We start from the raw sequence: 16,260 nt of genomic DNA, 5'->3' as shown, positions 1-16,260 counted from the left end.
AAGTGTGCCCCAGGCCAGCGCCTGCCAAAACTTTGCGAAACTTCTTTTAACCTTGCGAAACTTTGCGCTAAAGTTAAATTACGTAAATTATTGATTGAAAAGTAGTTGCGAATCTACTTCGGCTGTGGCGGCTCCGAGTGCAGCAGGCCGGCGGGCACTTCCAGCTCGCCGCTGTGGAAGCCGATGAGGCCGTTGCGCTCGTCCTCGATGTTGGTGGCCTGGGTGTACACGTCGCCCGCGATGGGGCGGGCGCGCAGCTCGTTTTTAAAGGCCCGGATGCTGTTGGTGCGGGCCTCGGCATCGGCGGGGCCGCCGTAGTCCGAGAAGCCGAAGCCGCCCCACTCGCTCACCAGCAGCGGGCGCTGGCCGCGGTAAAAATAGGGGTCGCCCACCACCAACGGGAAGGCCGCGGTACCCAGCAATTCGCCGTGAATGAGGCGGTCGAGCAGCTCGCGCCAGCGGCCCAGGTCGGGGGTGTAGAGGTGGGCCGTGAGCAGGTCCGACTTCAGCTGACCCTGGTAGCTGATGTGGTGCCAACCGTCGTTGTCAATCACCAAAAACTGCGGGTGTGCCAACTGCATATAGTTGTAAGTCTGCACGATGTAGCGCTGGGTGGCCGGGTTGGTGGCAATGTCCTGGGCCCCCCAGTCCTCGTTATACAGGCTCCAGATAACGATGCTGGGGTGGGTTTCCATCAGCGTGAGCATGCGCAGCAGCTCGGCACGGTGGTTTTCGCGGCTGCGCGGGGTGCTGCTGTGCGGGCTGGGTACCTCCACCCACAGCAGCAAACCCAGCTCGTCGGCCAGGTTATAGATGCGGGGGTCGATGCCCGCAATGTGCACCCGCACCAGGTTGCAGCCCAACGCCTTCATAGCGTGCATGTGGCGCTGCATCTCGGCAAAAGTGGCCGTGCCGGGCTGGTAGAGGATGCCGTCGAGGTAAATCGGCTCGTTGTTGAGGTAAATCTTGCGGCCCCGCGCCTCAATCTTGCGCAGGCCGAAGCGCGCCTCAATCTGGGCCACGTAGCCGGTGCCATCGATGAGCTGGGCTACCAGGCGGTAGCGGTGCGGGTTTTCGGGGCACCACACTTCGGCCGTGGGCACCTCCAGCACTAGGCGCTGCTCGTGCTGGCCTTCGGTGAGGGACAGCGGAAAATCGGAGCTGGCCAGCGGGGTGGCCCCCGCCGTATCTTCGGGCTCAAACACTTGCAGGCGCACCGTATAGTCGCCCGCATCGTGCACGCGCAGCGTCAGGTTGAAGCGTACGAGCTGGTCCTCAATGGTGCTTACCACGCCCACCCGCGAGCGCAGGCGGTTGCGCTCCACGGTTTCGAGCCACACCGAGCGCACGGCCCCCGACTGCGTCTGGTACCAAATGCCGCCGCGCTTGTACACGTGCGACTCTTGCTTGCCGCGCGTGGTTTCGGCGTCCATAGTGTCGGCAATGCGCACCGTGAGGCGGTTGGTGGGGCGCAGGTGCTCCTCGGGCAGCTCGTAGGTGAAGGAGGTGTACTCGCCGTAGTGAATAGCCTCGCCCTCAATGGTGGTCAGCAGCTGGCCGTTGAGCCACACCCGCGTTTCGTAGCCGCAGGCCCCAAAGGTGAGCTGAAACAATGTTTTGCGCTGATTGTCAGCTACTTCAGGTAGCTTAAACTCGCGCTCGTACCAGGCCACTATCTTGTCTTGCCAAGCCGCCTGGCCGCCGGTATGGGCCTGGGCCATGTGCTCCTCAATAGAGCCGGGCCACTGCGCGGTATGCCGGAAATCGTAGCCTTCGGCCCACTCCTCGGTGAGGCCAATATCTTCTAAGTCAATGGCAAAACGCCAGGTACCGTCGAGTAATAAGTGATGGCCCGGCCGCAGCACGGCGCGGGGCAGTGAGTTGTCTGGTTCGTCGGCCGGGCGGGTTTCGGGGGCCGCCGAAAGGCCGTAATTGGCGTGCGTGAGGTCGTCCATACGAGTGAGCTAACGGCCGAAACCGTGGGAATAAGGTACTGGCAGAAGAAAAGAGTTTGTAAGGAGCTAACAAACCCGGCAGCTGATTGGCGGACCCAAACCGTGCCAGGCGGCGCAAATAAACGCCCAGCATCCTGAAAAAGCCGCCCAGCCGGGCCGCTGCCCCGCCCAAGCCGCCCGCCGCTTTTACCTTTACCACGTGCCCATGCCTCCCCCCGACTTGCCCGCCTACGACGTTGCCCTGGTGGGCGCGGGCCCCGCCGGCACGGCCTGCGCGCTGGCCCTGCGCGGCCGCGGCCTGCGGGTGCTGCTGCTCGACAAGGCCACCTTTCCGCGCGATAAAATCTGCGGCGATGCCGTGCCTGGCCACGCCCTCAAGGCGTTGCGCCAGCTCGACCCGGTGTATGTGGCGGAGCTGTGGCAGCTGGAGCCGCGCGACGACGTGCGCCGCAGCCGCCTGGTAGCGCCCGGCGGGGCCAGCTTCGACCTGCACTGGAAGCTGCCCACCTTCAACAGCCCGCGCCTCGACTTCGATGCCGCGCTGCTGGCCCTGGTGCGCCGCCACACCGACACGGAGATTCGCGAAAACGCCGCCCTCAAAACGGTCGAAATAACGCCCAATTGCGCCCGCCTGTACCTGGCCGACGGCACCGAAATCACCGCCCGGCTCGTCATCGGCTGCGATGGAGCTCACTCGGTGGTGGGCCGCCGGCTGCTGCCCGAGCCCCGCCTGGCCCGCGCTCACCACTGCGCCGGCGTGCGCGCCTACTTCGACGGCGTGGCCGATGTGGAGTCGGGCACCACCGAGTTTTTCTTCAGCAATAACTACCTGGCGGGCTACCTGTGGCTGTTTCCGGTGGGTGGGGGCCGCTGCAACGTGGGCCTGGGCATGCTCTCCGAGCTGGTGGCCAAGCACAAAATCGACCTGCGCCAGCTGCTGCTCGATAACCTGACCACCCACCCGGCGCTGGCCGGGCGCTTTGCCGGGGCGCGGCAGCTGGGGCCAGTGGCAGGCTTCGGCCTGCCCATCGGGGGTGGGCGGCAGCGGCCGGCCAGCGGCGCGCGCTTCATGCTGTGCGGCGACGCGGCCTCCCTCATCGACCCCCTGCAGGGCCACGGCATCGACATGGCCATTCGCAGCGGCATTCTGGCCGCCGCGCAGGTAGTGCAATGCGTTGAGCAGCAAATTTTTAGTGCCGAATTCATGCAGCAATACGATGCGGCTGTGCAGCGCCAGCTGGGCCCGCAGCTGGCGCGCAGCTACCGCCTCATGCGGCTGCTCGGCACCCGGCCCTGGCTCATGAACCTGGGTACCCGCCTGGCCCGCCTGCCCGGCCTGGGCCGCTGGGCGCAGCGGCTGCTGGGCTGATTATCCGCTGTTTACTAGCTACTTAGCTCTGTGCAGTGGGGCGAACGGTTAGCTCGCCCACATCCACGTCAGCGGGCTGCTCGATGGCAAATGCAATGGCGCGGCCGATGGCCTCCGGCGAAATGGCCATTTTATCGCGCGCGGCAATAATCTGGGCTCTCACCGCGGAGTTGGTCATGGAATCGGCGAAGTCGGTATGGACGAAACCTGGCGAGATGACGGTCACGCGCAGCTGGTCGCCCGCTTCCTGGCGCAACCCCTCGGAGATAGTGCGCACGGCGTTTTTGGTGCCCGCGTACACGGCCTGCATCGGCACAATTTTAAGCCCCGCAGTCGAGACGATATTGACGAAATGCCCGAAACCCTGCTTGCGAAATATGGGCAGCGCGGCGGCAATCCCGTACAGCACCCCTTTGATATTAACGTCAATCATGGCCTCCCAGTCTTCCACGCGCAGCTCGTCGAGGAGAGAAATTGGCCCAATGCCGGCATTGCTGATAAGCACGTCGAGCTGGCCAAACTGCGTGAGGGCCAGTTGAATAAGGTTCGCTACGTCAGCACGTTGCGTCACGTCGGTACGGAGGTAGGCCACCTCGCCGCCAGCTGCCGCAATGCGGTCCGCCAGCGCCGCCAAGCGGTCGGGGCGGCGCGCTCCCAGCACCACCTTGGCCCCGCGCCCGGCCAGCAGCAGGGCAGTGGCCGCCCCAATGCCGCTGCTGGCCCCCGTGATGACGACAACCTTGTTTTTCAGTCCGTTTTCCATGGTCTTTCTTAGGTGAGTAATTCTACCACAAAGGTCAAGGCCGCGGGCAAGGAAGAATTATGCGAATCAATCCTAAACTTATGAAAGCGCTTCCGGCTGCCGCCGGTAATAATTAGGGGGCTGCCCAGTATGCTTTTTAAAGAAACTGTTAAAATTGGAAGCGTGCTCGAAGCCCAGGCAGTAGCCTATTTCGGCCAGGCTCCAGTTGCTGTGGCGCAGCAGAGCCTGGGCCTCCCGCAGCAGCTTCTCCGCAATGTGCGCGGTGGTGGTTTTACCCGTGACTTCTTTGAGTGCCTTATTGAGGTGATTGGTGTGCACAGCCAGCTGCCGGGCAAACTCATTCGCATTTTTAAAGCGAAGAGTGTGGTGCGGCGAAGCCAGCGGAAACTGTCGGTCAAGTAAGTCTAAAAATAAGGCTGTGAGGCGGGCTGCCGACGTGCCTACTTGATAAGCAGGTGCCACCGGCGCCAGCTTCAGCGACTCGTGCAAAATAAGTTGGATATACGTGCGTAACAGGTCGTATTTGTGCACGTAAGCCGATTGTATTTCCACTACTAGCTGCTCAAAAAGTGCGCTGAGTTGCTGCACCACTGCCGGCGGCGGAAACAGCACGGGGGTGCCCCCAACCCGGAACAGGGGCGAGTTGGCCACGCTGGCTGGACGTAGCTGTTGGGTAATAAATTCCTCCGTAAACAAGCAAACGTAGCCGGTTTCGCGGCCCGCCAGCCGCTCCCAGGAATACGGAATCAGGGGGTTGGCAAAAATGAGGGCACACGCCGACACCGTAATATTTTTGTCAGCATAGGATAATATTCCCTGCGCATTGCACAGCAGCTTTATCTTATAAAAATCTCGTCGAATGTGCGGAAATGAAGCGGGGGGCGCCACGTCCTCAATTCGGTAAATAGTGACTTGTCCCGCGTCGGGCTGGCCCGGGCCGTAGCGCTGATAAAATTCGCCAATTGTTTCTGGTGCCTGCATTTTGCGAAGTTATAAAATTCAATTAATTAATTTGCACGAATTAATTCTGCGCAGGCTGGTTGCTGGGCAACTAGCCTGCGCCCACGCACCGGCCCGCCTTACTTTGCGCTATGCGCCTCGTCTTTCGTCTGCTTGCCTTGGTCCTCGGTGGCCTGTTGTTGGTCGTTCTTGCCAACACTCTGCGCCTGCCCAACCACCAGCTGGCGGCGGTGCCGCCGGCCCCCACGCTTGCCCTGCCGCCCGACTCGGCCCTGGCCCACCTGGCGGGCGCGCTGCGCATCGCCACCGTGTCGCGCACCACGTACGCCGACACGGATACCGTGCCCTTCGACCAGCTGCACACTTACTTGCAGCGCACGTTTCCGCTGGTTCATCAGCGCCTCAAGCACCAGACTATCAACCACTACGGCCTGCTCTACGAGTGGACCGGCACCGACACTGGCCTGAAGCCGCTGCTGCTGCTGGCCCACCAGGACGTGGTGCCCGTGTTGCCCGGCACTGAAGGCCAGTGGAAGCGCCCGCCCTTTGCCGGGCAGCAGGCGGGCGGCTACCTCTACGGCCGCGGCGCCTTGGATGACAAGCTCAACGTTATCGGCCAGCTCGAAGCCGTAGAGTACCTGCTGCGCACCGGCTACCAGCCCCGGCGCACGGTGCTGCTCGCCTTCGGCCACGACGAGGAAACCCAGGGCCGGCGCGGGGCCGCCGCCATTGCGGGCGTGCTGCGCCAGCGGCATCCGCAGCTCGAACTGGTGCTCGATGAGGGTGGCCTCATCAAGGCCGACGGCGTGGCCGGCCTAGTCCAGCCGGTGGCCCTGGTGGGTGTGAGCGAAAAGGGCTACCTCAGCCTTGAGCTAGCGGCTACCGGGACGGGCGGGCACTCCTCCATGCCGCCCGCGCTTACCAGCGTGGGCCGGGTGGCCGCCGCCGTGGCCCGGCTGGAAGCCGCGCCGTTTCCGGCCCGACTTGATGGCGGCGTGAGCGGCCTGCTGGCCTATTTGGCCCCGGCCGTGCCGTTTGGCAAGCGCCTGGTTTTTGCCAATCAGTGGTTGTTTGGAAGCCTGATTAAGAAGTCGTTGGCTGTCACGCCTTCCGGCAACGCCGCGTTGCGCACCACCACCGCGCCCACCATTATCCGGGGCGGCGACAAGGACAACGTGCTGCCCATCGGGGCCACGGCCACCGTCAATTTCCGGCTGCTGCCCGGCGACTCGGTGCGTGCCGTTATTCAAAAGGTGCGGGAGCTTATCAACGACCCCGCAATCCGGGTGACCACGCTGGGCGAGGGGCGCGCCGCCTCGCCCGTGTCGGGCACCGATAACGCGGCATTTCAGGTGCTGCATCGCACCATCAAAAGCGTGTTTCCGCAGGCGCTGGTGGCCCCTTATGTGGTGGTGGGCGCCACCGATGCCCGCGCCTACGCCAGCCTGTGCCCGCAGGCCACCTACCGCTTCGTGCCCGTGCTCATGGACCAGGCCGCCATCGAAAGCCTGCATGGTACCAACGAGCGGCTGGGTACCCAGGCCTACCAAAACGTGGTGCGGTTCTACGCGGCCCTGATTCAAAATGCGTGCGGTAAGCGTTAGCTGGCCCCGTCGGGCCGTTGGCCGAAACGCAGGACCCTCCCCCCGGCCCGGCGGGGCCAGCCAACGCTTACCGCACCTGCAAACATCCCCCGACCCCGATTTGTCGTAGCAGTTCCGAACCTCGAAAACACCATGTCACCTATCTCCGCTCAACCCATCGACCTGCTCTACGACGCCGCCCGGCGCGGAGACGCCGCCGAAATCAAGCAGCTGCTGCAAAACCCAAAGCTGTATATCAACGCGCAAAACGGCAAGGGGCACTCGGCGCTCATCCTGGCCACCTACGACGACCACTTCGAGGCCGCCCGCGCCCTGCTCGATGCCGGTGCCAACCCCAACCTCCAGGATGCCAGCGGCAATTCGGCCCTGATGGGCGTCTGCTTCAAGGGCTACGCCGACATGGCGCGCCTGCTTATCGAGCGCCACGCCAACCTCAACCTGCGCAACGGCAACGACAGCACGGCCCTCATGTTTGCCACGCTCTTTGGGCGCAATGAGTTGGTAAAGATGCTGTTAGAAGCTGGGGCCGATGCCTCGCTCAAAGACACTCGCGGCCTCACCGCCCTGCACCTCGCCGGCCAGCAAGGCAACGAAGAAGCCCTGCGGCTGCTCGGCGAGAAGGACGCGCAGTAGTGAAAATCACCCGTCCTTGCCGCGCTTCACTGCGTTGCGCTCGCAAGGACGGGTGATTTTATAATAAATTGATTAGCAAGTAGTTGCTAAATGCTGCGCACCACGCCGCCATCGACCCGCACCGAGGCCCCGTTGGTAGCCGCGGCCAGCGGGCTGGCCAGGTAGGCCACCATGTTGGCGATTTCCTCGGGCGTGATGAAGCGCTGGAGTAGCGAGGAGGGCCGCGCGTCGCGAAAGAACTCGTGCTCAGCCTCTTCGCGGGTTTTGCCCTCGCCGGCCAGCTTCTTCAAAAACTCCTCCACGCCCTCCGAGGCGGTGGGGCCGGGTAGCACCGAGTTTACTGTGACGCCGGTGCCCTTGGTGAGCTCGGCCAGGCCGCGGGCCACGGCGAGCTGCGCGGTTTTAGTGGTGCCGTAGTGCACCATTTCGGCCGGAATCTGGAGGCCTGACTCGCTGGAAATGAAGATAATGCGGCCCGCATCCTGCTTCAGCATCAGCGGGAAATACTGGCGCGAGAGCCGCACGCCGCTCAGCACGTTCACCTCAAAGAAGCGCAGCCAGTCGGCATCCGAGATTTCGGCAAAAGGCATGGGCTCGAAAATGCCCACGTTGTTGACCAGAATATCCACCGTGGGCACTGCTTGCAGGAGGTTATCGACCTGGGCCGCGTCGCCAAAATCGACGGCCACGCCCCGCACCACCGCCGCTGGCGTGTGCGCCAGGATAGCAGCTTTGGCGGCGGCCAGGCGCACTTCGGTGCGCCCGGTGAGAATAACGGTGGCCCCTTCGGCGGCCAGGCGCTGGGCAATGGCCAGGCCAATACCGGCCGTGGAGCCGGTAATGAGGGCAGTTTTATGGGTGAGTTCCAGGTCCATGACGACGTAAAAAATAAGGTGGTTTTGAAGGGGCATACGTAAAAACGTAGCCGAGGCCACATGGGCTCCGTGCGCTAACCCGAGTAGCGCAAACCCATAGGGGTGGCCTTTTGATTGCCCAAGGGTGCGGGCCAGGCGGTTGGGCCGCCGCCCGCCGCGCGACCTTTGTGACCCGCGCGCCACGGCGCGCGGCTTCCTTCGCCACTCACTGCCTCATGAAAGAACAGTTTTTACAAGTACTCAGCCGGTTTCCCGATAGCCTTACCGCGCTGCTCGTAATGGGTGGCAGCCTGGTGGGCGGCTGGCTGCTTAAGGTGGGGCTTTTTGCGGGCCTGCGGGCCTACGAGCGGCGCACGGGCTCGGTGCTGGCCGGCGCGGTGGTGCGACACACGGGGCGGGCGGCGGCGTTTTTTGGGCCGGTGCTGCTGCTGGCAGTGCTGTTGCCGCTGGCCCCGCTGGCACCCGGCCCGCTGGAGGCCGTGCGCCGGGTGGTGGGCATCGCCTCCATCGTCACCTTCGCCTGGCTGCTGATGCAGGCCATGGAGGTGCTCGAAGAGCTGGTGTTGGCCCACTACCGCCTCGACCGCGACAACAACCTGGCCGTGCGCAAACTGCTGACACAGTTACAGTTCGTGAAGAAAATCGGCGTGTCGCTCATCTTCTTCGTGGCCCTGGCGCTGGTGCTGATGAGCTTTGCCACGGTGCGCCGTATCGGGGCGGGGCTGCTCACGTCGGCGGGCATCGCCAGCGTGATTGTGGGCTTCGCGGCCCAGCGCTCGCTCAGCAACTTGCTGGCGGGCTTCCAGATAGCCTTCACCCAGCCCATCCGCATCGACGACGTACTGGTGGTGGAGAGCGAGTGGGGCCGGGTGGAGGAAATTACCTTCACCAACGTCATTATGAAGCTCTGGGACGAGCGCCGGCTGGTGCTGCCGCTCGATTATTTCATCGAAAAGCCCTTCCAAAACTGGACGCGCAGCTCGTCGCAGCTGCTGGGCACCGTGTTTCTCTACGCCGACTACACCCTGCCCATAGAGGCCGTGCGCACCGAGCTGGCGCGCATTGTGGCCGATACCCCGCGCTGGGACGGCCGCGTGGCCCTGGTGCAAGTCACCGACGCCCAGGCAACTACCATCCAGCTGCGCGCCCTGGTGAGCGCTACCGACGCCTCCACCGCCTTCGATTTGCGCTGCGAGGTGCGCGAAAAGTTAGTAGCCTTCATCCAGGCCAAGTACCCCGAGTGCCTGCCCAAAACCCGCGCCGTGGTGGAGGGGCCCGTACTGCCCGCGTAAGCATTTGCCCGAATGAATCCTTGTTGGTTTAGTCCTTATGCAAGCCACAGCGCCGCCAGCGCCAGCGTGGCCGGCAGCGTTTGCACCAACAAAATGCGCCGCCCGGCCGTAGTTGCGCCGTAGAGGCCCGCCACCACCACGCACCCCAGAAAAAACGTGCCCACGTTGCGGTGCCACGCTGGGTCCGTAATAAATAGCGCCCAAATCAGGCCCGCCATCAGAAAGCCGTTGTACAGGCCTTGGTTGCCGGCCAGCGTCTTGGTAGCGGGGAATAGGGCGGCCGGTAGCGTCTTGAATACTTGCGGCCCCCGCGTAGTCCAGGCAAACATCTCCAGCCACACGATGTAGCCGTGGATAAGGGCCACCAGGCCAATGAGTAGCTGGCTGAGCAGGTGCATAGTAGCGGCGAGTTGCTGAGCCACGAAGTAACGGCGAGAAACGAAAAGGCCCGCCGGTTGGGGCAGGCCTGAAAGTAAATGCTTATACGGTGTGCTCTCCATATATCGTCTTTGTCTTAACAATGCATTTGTGCCGTCTACTAAAATCGCGTAATTGTTGCTGCGTTTTTACATCCATGCTGGGCGAGCGGCGAATAATGACGAAGCACAGCTTGGGCTGCAAGGATGACTGCAACAACCGTAAACTATTAGCCAACTGCGCGAGGGCATGCGAAAGATTGCTGCTCTTTAGTTCGACGTAAATTTCAGCCGGAGCTTCCGAAACCTGGAAAATAAAGTTGCAATTTAACTCGCCAGTAGGAAAGAACTGCTCGGGCTCTAGTATCGTTACAGTTAATCGGCGCGGATTAAAGAGGGTAAAACGGCTTTCGGCCTTTGGTGTTTTAACCGGGATAATAGGGTTAGTCGTGATGCGTTGCTGGTGGGCTGAAATCTGCATCAGGGTTTGATAGCTGGGTCAAGGGCCATTAATTCGCCAAACTGGTTGGCCGTTACATCGGAGGCGCTATCCAGTAAATCGGCAGACAGCAGGCCCGATTCAGCGTCAATCAACGAGCGGGCGCTACCATTTTCAAATCCATACACTTGGAAGTCGGACAGGGGCAACTGTTGACCCTTGGGAACTACTTGGTAAAGCTTTTTTAATTCGGCCGGCTGGTCGTGCAAGGTCGCCGCTAGCTGGTGTGCGTAAATCAGGTTGTTGAAAGAAGCGAGTAAGTAGGGGCTGTGGGTGGTGATGACAAGCTGTAATGATTCCGGCCGCATGTTCAAAACGCTAGCCATTAGCTGTGCCATGGCCCGCTGCGATTCAGAAAACAGGTGGGCTTCGGGCTCCTCAACGTATAGCGTGTGTGGGTCACGGCTGCCATCGTGTGTTGATTCGTGCTCCTTTTCGAAAACGCTGTCTAGTAAAATGAGTAGTAGTGCAAACGCTTCTTGCTGGCCGGAGGAAGCATAAGCTAATGTGCTACGCCGCCCATCAGGACTGATAATGATATCTTCGTTGCCTTCCACTTTGATACGGCCCTTTACAATATGTTGAATTAATTTATCCAACTCTTTGTGCCGGCTCAAATCATTATTGAGGTAGTGTCGCCTGGCCAACTCATATAAGGCTAAAAACTGGCGTAAGAAAGGGTCAGTTACTGGCGATTGTGCTAAGAAAGTAAGGGTAGCTCCTTTGAGGGCAGAGAAGAAGGAGCGGCCCGCCAGTATAAAAGACTGAACCACATTCATGGCATTATCCACCTCGTTAATAAGTGTGTCATTAGCCGCAACCAAACGAGACGACTCCCATAAATAGGAGTTACTGCGGTAGCCAGCACCAGATGCCGCAAGCGCTTCCTGCCGATTGACTTTAGCCGCTTCTCTAAAAAGCTCGGAATAAGTCAGTTTAAGCTTTCCTTGTATATTATTAAGTTGGATAAAATAGTCGTTTAATTCATATCGTAAAAACAGTCCTTTACTCATTCGTAATAGGCCTGGGAAATACTCTTTTAGAGTAGAAACAAAGTGATTATCGAACGTGCGTTTATCATCCCCAGCCCGAGCGGCCTCAAGCATCTCTGGTAAGAAAGACTTAAACCAGTAAAGGCATTTTGCGCAGACGCTTTTACCACTAGCCTGTGGCCCAATAAAAATAGTTACCCGCCCTAACGTTACGTCAAGGTTTTCAAGTCCAGCAAAGTGGCGGATAATAAGGCGCTCTGTCATGGCTATTAAAGTAGATGAAAAAATATTCTACTCCCCCAGTTTCCCCAAAATCTCCAGCGCGGCCTTGGCTATCACCGTGCCGGGCCCATATATCCCGGCCACGCCCGCGTCGTAGAGAAACTGGTAGTCCTGGGGCGGAATGACGCCGCCGGCGATGACGAGAATATCGGGGCGGCCCTCGTTTTTGAGCTCCTGGATGAGCTGGGGCAGCAGGGTGTTGTGGCCGGCGGCGAGGCTGCTCACGCCCACTACGTGCACGTCGTTGTCGACGGCCTGGCGGGCTACTTCGGCGGGGGTTTGGAAGAGGGGCGCGAGGTCTACGTCGAAGCCCACGTCGGCGAAGCTGGTGGCGATGATTTTGGCGCCGCGGTCGTGGCCATCCTGGCCCATTTTGGCTACCAGCATGCGGGGGCGGCGGCCCTCGCGGGCGGCAAAATCCTGGGCGGCCTGGCGGGCCTGGGCAAAGTCGGCGTTGTCGGTCATGCCCTGCTGGTAGATGCCCTGCACGGTGCGGCTGGTGGCTTGGTGGCGGCCCCAGGCGGCTTCGAGCGCGTCGGAGATTTCGCCGAGGGTGGCGCGGGCGCGGGCGGCCGTCACGGCCAGGGCGAGCAGGTTGCCCTGCGGAGAGGCCGGGCTGCCTTCGGTAGGGGCGGGCTCATTCGTAATGCTCTCCGACGGCAAGCTGAAGCTTACCGCACAGTCCGTTATGGCCTTTAGGGCCGCCTGCACGGCGTCGTTGTCACGCGTGGCGCGAATCTGCTTCAGGCGTGCTACCTGCGATTCTCTAACGGCGTCATTATCAATTTGTAATACATCAATCGGCGCTTCTCCCTCGGGGGCGAGGTACTTATTCACGCCCACAATCACCTCCTGCCCAGTGTCGATGCGCGACTGCTTGCGGGCGGCGGCTTCCTCGATACGCAGCTTGGGCAGGCCGGTTTCGATGGCGGCGGCCATGCCGCCGAGGGCTTCGACCTCCTCCATCAAAGCCCAGGCTTGGTTGGCGAGGTCGGCGGTGAGGCTTTCCACGTAGTACGAGCCGCCCCAGGGGTCTACCACTTTGGTGATGTCGGTTTCGTGCTGGAGATAGAGCTGCGTGTTGCGGGCAATGCGGGCCGAGAAGTCGGTGGGCAGCGCCAGGGCCTCGTCGAGGGCGTTGGTGTGCAGGCTTTGGGTGCCGCCGAGGGCCGCGGCCATGGCCTCCACGGTGGTGCGGGCCACGTTGTTGAAGGGGTCCTGGGCGGTGAGCGAGTAGCCCGAGGTCTGGCAGTGCGTGCGCAGCGCCAGGCTCTTGGCACTCTGCGGGTCAAACTGCTTGATGAGCTTGGCCCACAGCAGGCGGCCGGCGCGCAGCTTGGCAATTTCGAGGAAATGGTTCATGCCGATGCCCCAGAAAAAGGATAGGCGCGGGGCAAAGTCATCGAGCTTGATGCCCGCCGCCAGGCCGGCGCGCACGTACTGCAAGCCGTCGGCCAGGGTGTAGGCCAGCTCCAGTTCGGCGGTGGCGCCGGCCTCGTGCATGTGGTAGCCCGAGATGCTGATGCTGTTGAACTTGGGCATGTGCTGCGCCGTGTAGGCGAAGATGTCGGCAATGAGCCGCATGCTCGGTGCGGGCGGGTAGATGTAGGTGTTGCGCACCATAAACTCCTTCAGAATATCGTTCTGAATGGTGCCCGTCAGCTTTTCGGGCGGCACGCCCTGCTCCTCAGCCGCCACAATGAAGAAGGCCAGCACCGGCAGTACCGCCCCGTTCATGGTCATGCTCACCGACATCTCGCCCAGCGGAATCTGGTCGAACAGGATTTTCATATCCTCGACCGAGTCGATGGCCACGCCGGCCTTGCCCACGTCGCCCACCACGCGGGGGTGGTCCGAGTCGTAGCCCCGGTGCGTGGCCAGGTCGAAGGCCACGCTCAGGCCCTTCTGCCCCCCGGCCAGGTTGCGCCGGTAAAAGGCGTTGCTTGCCTCGGCCGTGGAGAAACCCGCGTACTGCCGCACCGTCCAGGGCGAGCGCACGTACATGCTGGCGTAAGGCCCTCTTAAATAAGGTGGTAGCCCCGCCCCGAAGACCAGGTGCGGCAGCTGCGCCGCATCGGCGGCGGTATACACGGCCGGGCCATCAGCGGGGTACTCGGCCGGCTTAGGGGGGGTAGGGAGCGCGGCCGCGTCGTAGGGAATGGCAGAAAAGTCGGGACGCATTACTTATGAGTAGTTGAACTGTAATTCTCAATAAAAATTTCTTTCGCCCAGGGAAGCTGGCGTGTGTCGTTCCAACAACTATAAACCGCTTCGACTTCAAACAAAGCTGATGCTAGTTTATTGGCCTGTGTAAAGTTGCGGAACTGCTTGTAGCTAATTAAAAAATTAGTTTTATCCTGATTTAAATCATAGAATCCGTACTTATTCCGTACAGGGTCGTGAAATGTGATAATCCCTTTCTCGTAATTGATAGAGTCAGGATTGAAATTGTCAGCAGAGTTCTTTCTCGCAAAAGCCCATCTAGTAGGTTCATCACCCAAATTAGAGCGGCTAATTGACGCAATGAGCCGGTGCGGGTCAATAATTGGGATTTCCCATAAATCCCAGTCTAGGTCGTCCACTACGTAGAATTGAGATTTAGCAGGCTCTCGCTGCGTGTACAAGTAGCCAAGCGCCAGTACCACTGGTAGCGCCAGAATTCCCACCACCATTTTACCGGCCGCTTTCATATGCTGAGTCGAGATTACCGGCCTTGCAGCCGCGCCAGCACCTCTTCCGTTTTATGGCCTTCCACCGCAAATTCCTTGAAGCCAAACACCCGCACGGCCTCCAGCAGCGTGGCCAGGTCAGAGGTGATGAGCGAGGGAATATCAAACACGCCTCCCACCGGCACCTGCTGCACCACCCGCGCCAGGTGGTCAAACTGTTCGGGTGTGGCGTACATCAGCGTGGCTTCTTCGGGCTTGGAAAACAGCACCGAATAGGCATTGGGCGCGATGTCGGGTAGGGGAGCGGTGGCTTCGCGCTCGCTGGGGTGCAGCAGGTGCCAGAAGGCCTCGGCAATCTCGGCGTTTACGCGCACGTTGCCCAGCAGCACCAGCGTGGCCTGCTTGTCCTGGTTGGCGCGGCGCTCGAAGTGCAGGGCCGTGGCCAGGCGCAGCACCTCGCTGGGATACGTGGCGCGGGTGGTGTCAAACTCGCGCGAGCGCAGCAGTTGCTTGGGCTGAAACTCGAATTTCTCCTGCGCATTCTGGAAGCGGTTGGTGCCCACCACCACGTCCTGGCCGGTGGCCACACGCTTGAATTTTTCCAGGCCGGCTACGCTCACGGCTTCCAGGGCCTTGGCGCGGGCGTGCAGCATCCCGCCCTGCGCCTCCAGCGCCTGAAACTCCGCCCAGGCGGCGCGGGCCAAGTCATCGGTCAAGGTTTCAATGAAATAGGAGCCCGCCGCCGGGTCGGCCACCCAGTCGAGGTGGGCCTCGTCGCGCAAAATGATGGGCAGGTTGCGCGCCAGCCGGGCGCTAAACTCATTGGAAGCCTGAAACAGGCAGTCGAACGGCGCTACCTGAATGGAATCGGCCCCGCCCAGCACGGCGCTCATGGCCTCGGTGGTGTGGCGCAGCAGGTTGGTGTGCGGGTCGAGGGTAGTTTGCGTCCAGGTCGAGGTAGTGGTGTGAATGCCCAGCGCCGCCGCGCCCTGCGGCGGCAGCCCAAAGGCGTGCAGCAGCGTGGCCCACAGCCGGCGGGCGGCCCGCAGCCGGGCCATTTCGGGGAAGTAGCTGGGGCCAATGGCAAAATCGAGGTGCAGCTGGCGCGCTACCTCGGCCACCGTGAGGCCGGTGGCCTCATCGGGCAGCTGGGTGAGCATGGCGGCGGCCGTGCTCAGGCTAAAAGCCAGTTGCTGGGTGAGCGTTGCGCCCCGGTTGCCAAAGTAAGTGCCATTCACGGCCAGCGCCGTAAACGCGGGCCAGTCGCGGGCCAGGGCCAGGCAGCGCCGCAGCGTGGCGCGGTAGGGGAGTAGCTCGGCCCCCTCGGGCACGGCAAAAGGCAAAAACCGTAGCAAGCCGTGCAGCGGCTGGCCGTTGCTGGCCGTGAGCAGGCGTTCGAGCAGTAGCTCCGGGTGTTGCTGCACGGTATAGCCGAGCCAGGTGGTGGCTAGCGGCAGGCGCTCGGCCAGCTCGGCCACGGCAAAGTGGGCGGGGTCACCGGTGAGGATAAAGTGCAGGCCATCAGCCCCGCGGGCCAGGGCGTCGGCCCCTTGCTCTATTTGCAGGCGGCCATCGGTGCCCTTGGGTACGGTGAGGGCCACTATGTTGCGGCAGCCGGCGGGGCGGGGCGGCAGGGGGGCGGGCGGCCCGCCCAGGGCCACCAGAGCTTCGCGGTGGTAGAAGGGTTCGGCCACCAGCCCGTCGGGCATGGTCCAGCGCAGGCTGGCCGGGTCGGCTCCTTTCAACTCGCGCGTGAGCTGGGCCTGCCACTGCGCCGTGGTAACGGGCGCAAACTCAGGAAATGAAACCGGTGGTGGGGTGGGGAGGGAAGAATCAGTCATGCTTTTTTCGGTGAGCGCCGCGCCGCCTGACCGGGCCCGCGGCCCGAAAGATACCCTAGCTGGCCGGCATCTGCCGGACGGGCGGCGGTGTAGAAAGGCAGCTATACCTT

At 61.8% G+C, this 16,260-nt stretch carries 14 protein-coding genes; 4 read left to right on the top strand and 10 right to left on the bottom strand.

The window, feature by feature from the left end; genetic code table 11:
* Positions 1 to 113: 113 nt before the first annotated feature.
* On the bottom strand, positions 114 to 1,955 hold the full coding sequence (locus ACYVGC_RS17940; protein WP_460585224.1) for a glycoside hydrolase family 2 protein: 1,842 nt from the start codon (positions 1,953 to 1,955) through the stop codon (positions 114 to 116).
* Positions 1,956 to 2,160: 205 nt separating this feature from the next.
* On the opposite strand from ACYVGC_RS17940, the gene ACYVGC_RS17935 reads away from it, so the two are divergent.
* Complete coding sequence (locus tag ACYVGC_RS17935; RefSeq protein ID WP_460585343.1) at positions 2,161 to 3,324, top strand: NAD(P)/FAD-dependent oxidoreductase; 1,164 nt, start codon at positions 2,161 to 2,163, stop codon at positions 3,322 to 3,324.
* Positions 3,325 to 3,346: 22 nt separating this feature from the next.
* Here the strand turns inward: ACYVGC_RS17935 and ACYVGC_RS17930 are convergent, their stop codons facing one another.
* On the bottom strand, positions 3,347 to 4,087 hold the full coding sequence (locus ACYVGC_RS17930; protein ID WP_460585223.1) for an SDR family oxidoreductase: 741 nt from the start codon (positions 4,085 to 4,087) through the stop codon (positions 3,347 to 3,349).
* A gap of 78 nt (positions 4,088 to 4,165) precedes the next feature.
* Positions 4,166 to 5,068 carry a helix-turn-helix domain-containing protein gene (locus ACYVGC_RS17925; protein ID WP_460585222.1) on the bottom strand — a complete coding sequence of 301 codons (903 nt, stop codon included), beginning with the start codon at positions 5,066 to 5,068 and terminating at the stop codon, positions 4,166 to 4,168.
* A 110-nt stretch (positions 5,069 to 5,178) separates the two neighbouring features.
* Here ACYVGC_RS17925 and ACYVGC_RS17920 point away from each other — a divergent pair, with 110 nt between their 5' ends.
* Complete coding sequence (locus ACYVGC_RS17920; protein ID WP_460585221.1) at positions 5,179 to 6,651, top strand: M20/M25/M40 family metallo-hydrolase; 1,473 nt, start codon at positions 5,179 to 5,181, stop codon at positions 6,649 to 6,651.
* Between the two features lie 132 nt (positions 6,652 to 6,783).
* Positions 6,784 to 7,284: an ankyrin repeat domain-containing protein gene (locus tag ACYVGC_RS17915; RefSeq protein WP_460585220.1), complete on the top strand. Its 501-nt coding sequence runs from the start codon at positions 6,784 to 6,786 to the stop codon at positions 7,282 to 7,284.
* An 86-nt stretch (positions 7,285 to 7,370) separates the two neighbouring features.
* On the opposite strand, the gene ACYVGC_RS17910 is transcribed toward ACYVGC_RS17915, so the two are convergent.
* Positions 7,371 to 8,195, bottom strand: coding sequence for an SDR family NAD(P)-dependent oxidoreductase (locus ACYVGC_RS17910; RefSeq protein WP_460585219.1), 825 nt, complete (start codon positions 8,193 to 8,195; stop codon positions 7,371 to 7,373).
* A 179-nt stretch (positions 8,196 to 8,374) separates the two neighbouring features.
* Here ACYVGC_RS17910 and ACYVGC_RS17905 point away from each other — a divergent pair, with 179 nt between their 5' ends.
* The gene (locus ACYVGC_RS17905) at positions 8,375 to 9,451 is read left to right on the top strand and encodes a mechanosensitive ion channel family protein (protein ID WP_460585218.1); all 1,077 of its coding nucleotides are present in this window, start codon (positions 8,375 to 8,377) and stop codon (positions 9,449 to 9,451) included.
* Between the two features lie 35 nt (positions 9,452 to 9,486).
* Here ACYVGC_RS17905 and ACYVGC_RS17900 read toward each other — a convergent pair whose 3' ends face one another.
* The 6 genes from ACYVGC_RS17900 to ACYVGC_RS17875 all read right to left on the bottom strand — a co-directional run bounded on the left by ACYVGC_RS17900 (position 9,487) and on the right by ACYVGC_RS17875 (position 16,150).
* Entirely contained in the window at positions 9,487 to 9,849 is a 363-nt protein-coding gene (locus ACYVGC_RS17900; protein ID WP_460585342.1) for a DUF1304 domain-containing protein, read from the bottom strand.
* Between the two features lie 82 nt (positions 9,850 to 9,931).
* Positions 9,932 to 10,348, bottom strand: a complete 417-nt coding sequence (locus ACYVGC_RS17895) for a hypothetical protein (protein ID WP_460585217.1) — start codon at positions 10,346 to 10,348, stop codon at positions 9,932 to 9,934.
* Positions 10,348 to 11,622 (bottom strand): AAA family ATPase, encoded by a 1,275-nt coding sequence (locus tag ACYVGC_RS17890; RefSeq protein ID WP_460585216.1) that lies wholly within the window; start codon positions 11,620 to 11,622, stop codon positions 10,348 to 10,350. Before ACYVGC_RS17890 ends, ACYVGC_RS17895 begins: the two co-directional genes overlap by 1 nt.
* Positions 11,623 to 11,649: 27 nt before the next feature.
* Positions 11,650 to 13,821 carry a methylmalonyl-CoA mutase gene (scpA, locus tag ACYVGC_RS17885; protein ID WP_460585215.1) on the bottom strand — a complete coding sequence of 724 codons (2,172 nt, stop codon included), beginning with the start codon at positions 13,819 to 13,821 and terminating at the stop codon, positions 11,650 to 11,652.
* Entirely contained in the window at positions 13,821 to 14,330 is a 510-nt protein-coding gene (locus ACYVGC_RS17880) for a hypothetical protein (protein ID WP_460585214.1), read from the bottom strand. The genes scpA and ACYVGC_RS17880 overlap by 1 nt, the downstream gene beginning before the upstream one ends.
* Positions 14,331 to 14,344: 14 nt before the next feature.
* Complete coding sequence (locus ACYVGC_RS17875) at positions 14,345 to 16,150, bottom strand: methylmalonyl-CoA mutase family protein (RefSeq protein ID WP_460585213.1); 1,806 nt, start codon at positions 16,148 to 16,150, stop codon at positions 14,345 to 14,347.
* Positions 16,151 to 16,260 lie beyond the last annotated feature (110 nt).

The sequence above is a fragment of the Hymenobacter arcticus genome (assembly GCF_054779975.1).
Note: the sequence above shows the minus strand (reverse complement) of the source record. Positions and strands in the feature narration are given on the sequence as shown.

Coding starts and splice junctions, on each gene's coding strand:
- ACYVGC_RS17935 (WP_460585343.1), top strand. CDS start 2,161: ATGCCTCCCCCCGACTTGCCCGCCTACGACGTTGCCCTGGTGGGCGCG.
- ACYVGC_RS17900 (WP_460585342.1), bottom strand. CDS start 9,849: ATGCACCTGCTCAGCCAGCTACTCATTGGCCTGGTGGCCCTTATCCAC.
- ACYVGC_RS17905 (WP_460585218.1), top strand. CDS start 8,375: ATGAAAGAACAGTTTTTACAAGTACTCAGCCGGTTTCCCGATAGCCTT.
- scpA (WP_460585215.1), bottom strand. CDS start 13,821: ATGCGTCCCGACTTTTCTGCCATTCCCTACGACGCGGCCGCGCTCCCT.
- ACYVGC_RS17910 (WP_460585219.1), bottom strand. CDS start 8,195: ATGCCCCTTCAAAACCACCTTATTTTTTACGTCGTCATGGACCTGGAA.
- ACYVGC_RS17930 (WP_460585223.1), bottom strand. CDS start 4,087: ATGGAAAACGGACTGAAAAACAAGGTTGTCGTCATCACGGGGGCCAGC.
- ACYVGC_RS17875 (WP_460585213.1), bottom strand. CDS start 16,150: ATGACTGATTCTTCCCTCCCCACCCCACCACCGGTTTCATTTCCTGAG.
- ACYVGC_RS17915 (WP_460585220.1), top strand. CDS start 6,784: ATGTCACCTATCTCCGCTCAACCCATCGACCTGCTCTACGACGCCGCC.
- ACYVGC_RS17940 (WP_460585224.1), bottom strand. CDS start 1,955: ATGGACGACCTCACGCACGCCAATTACGGCCTTTCGGCGGCCCCCGAA.
- ACYVGC_RS17925 (WP_460585222.1), bottom strand. CDS start 5,068: ATGCAGGCACCAGAAACAATTGGCGAATTTTATCAGCGCTACGGCCCG.
- ACYVGC_RS17890 (WP_460585216.1), bottom strand. CDS start 11,622: ATGACAGAGCGCCTTATTATCCGCCACTTTGCTGGACTTGAAAACCTT.
- ACYVGC_RS17920 (WP_460585221.1), top strand. CDS start 5,179: ATGCGCCTCGTCTTTCGTCTGCTTGCCTTGGTCCTCGGTGGCCTGTTG.
- ACYVGC_RS17895 (WP_460585217.1), bottom strand. CDS start 10,348: ATGCAGATTTCAGCCCACCAGCAACGCATCACGACTAACCCTATTATC.
- ACYVGC_RS17880 (WP_460585214.1), bottom strand. CDS start 14,330: ATGAAAGCGGCCGGTAAAATGGTGGTGGGAATTCTGGCGCTACCAGTG.